The following is a 1,728-nucleotide window of genomic DNA, read 5'->3' on the forward strand; positions in this document are numbered from 1 at the left end:
AACTTCTTTTATATTAACATACATACTTACTCTCCAAATGAATAGTTATTTTTCTTAACAAGCCATATAAAAAACGGTGCTCCAAATAAAGCTGTTATTATACCTATTGGTAAGTCAGATGGTGCTACTATTGTTCTAGCAAGAACATCTGTCCAAACAAGATAAAATATTCCTTTTTGATGAAACATACCTTTATAACATATATGGACCTATGATAGAATATCTAGGTAACTGTGAAAATCGAAATTTTTTCTCAGTTACTAACAAAACACTTGAAAAGAGGTATACAAATTGAGATTGTTAAAGAAAATGATTCATAGAGATATTGAAAATATTGAAGGTAGAATATATGAAAGAATAGCTGCAAGAGGCATAATACTTAAAGGTTCTGAAATCTTACTATTATATACAAAGCGATACAACGACTATAGCTTTCCAGGTGGAGGTGTTGCCCCGCAAGAAGACTTAATCACTGGCCTTAAAAGAGAGCTATCAGAAGAAACAGGAGCTAGAAACATTAAAGTCATCAAAGAATACGGCCTATTTGACGAATACAGACTATCACACTATGATGATATCGACTTGATCCATATGACTTCATACTTTTATATATGTAAAATCGATGAGGAACTTGGAAAGTCAAATCTTGAGAGTTATGAAATTGCTAATGGTATGAGTGCGATTTGGATTGATATACATGAAGCCATCCGTCACAATAAAGAAGTTATTGCCAATAAAGAAGACTCCATGGGACTTTCTATTGAGAGGGAAACTTTTGTGTTGGAAATGATAGCTAAAGAGTTAACTTGTAATTAATAGAAAGAATGGATAAACATATCCATTCTTTCTGCTTGCAAAAATTTCATCTTGCTCTTTTAATTAAGGCTATGTTAGGTTAAATTGTTAATATAGATATAATTTAAAAGGAACCACTAGAAGTTAAAATCCAGTAGTTCCAATGTATTTAAATATTATTAATATATATTTTTATATTTATTTAAGCTTACCTTTATAGCTAGAAACTCCACCACTTAAATTATAGATTTTATTAAATCCATTTTTAGATAGAGCTCTTGCTGCACTAGCGCTTCTTGCACCTGATGCACAATATACTATTACTTCATCATCCTTATAAGAATCTAATGTACCTACTTTTGAGCTTAATTCTTGTACTGGAATATTTTTAGATTTTGGAATATGTCCACTTCTAAACTCGCCTATGGTTCTTACATCTAGTATTAGTACATCTTTATTTTCTTTAACCATTTTTTGTAATTCTTCTCCATTTATATTGCTATATTTCTTATTGCCAAATAACCCTGATAAAAATCCCATTAGTTTTTTCCTCCATATATTAATTATAAAAATAAGCCTATTGGTTTCCCATCTAGATTTATTTCTAACTCTAGTCATTAATTCTCTTCAATAATTTCTAGCTTCATTAGGCTGAGAATTATCCTCTCAATCTTTGATTTAAGCGTATAATTTAAGAACACTGTACTTAATTATATATTATCATTTTATCAAGCTTCTTTCTGTGACTTTATCACATAGTTATTATTTATTAGATAGCTTTATAATAGCAAAGGAACATAAATTTTTAAAAAACATAAACTGTATAAAATAAGAATGGAGGTATAAAATTGAAAAGTTTTAAATTTTTTCATGGTCAAGTTACCATGATAGATGATTTTTTGATAGATGAAAGTGTAGATGGAGTAGGGTGTT

General features: G+C 29.2%; 3 protein-coding genes. 1 reads left to right on the top strand and 2 read right to left on the bottom strand.

Annotated elements, in window-relative coordinates; genetic code table 11:
* Positions 1-26: 26 nt before the first annotated feature.
* The gene (locus tag VLM92_RS16805) at positions 27-188 is read right to left on the bottom strand and encodes an iron chelate uptake ABC transporter family permease subunit (protein ID WP_325277472.1); all 162 of its coding nucleotides are present in this window, start codon (positions 186-188) and stop codon (positions 27-29) included.
* A 103-nt stretch (positions 189-291) separates the two neighbouring features.
* On the opposite strand from VLM92_RS16805, the gene VLM92_RS16810 reads away from it, so the two are divergent.
* Positions 292-816, top strand: a complete 525-nt coding sequence (locus VLM92_RS16810; RefSeq protein ID WP_325277473.1) for an NUDIX domain-containing protein — start codon at positions 292-294, stop codon at positions 814-816.
* Between the two features lie 177 nt (positions 817-993).
* Here the strand turns inward: VLM92_RS16810 and VLM92_RS16815 are convergent, their stop codons facing one another.
* Positions 994-1,335, bottom strand: a complete 342-nt coding sequence (locus VLM92_RS16815) for a rhodanese-like domain-containing protein (protein WP_325277474.1) — start codon at positions 1,333-1,335, stop codon at positions 994-996.
* Positions 1,336-1,728 lie beyond the last annotated feature (393 nt).

Origin of the sequence: Romboutsia sp. (assembly GCF_035470145.1) — a bacterium.
Classification (GTDB): domain Bacteria; phylum Bacillota; class Clostridia; order Peptostreptococcales; family Peptostreptococcaceae; genus Romboutsia_D.

Excerpts from the sequence above, each read along its gene's own strand:
- VLM92_RS16805 (WP_325277472.1), bottom strand. The coding sequence starts at position 188 with ATGTTTCATCAAAAAGGAATATTTTATCTTGTTTGGACAGATGTTCTT.
- VLM92_RS16815 (WP_325277474.1), bottom strand. The coding sequence starts at position 1,335 with ATGGGATTTTTATCAGGGTTATTTGGCAATAAGAAATATAGCAATATA.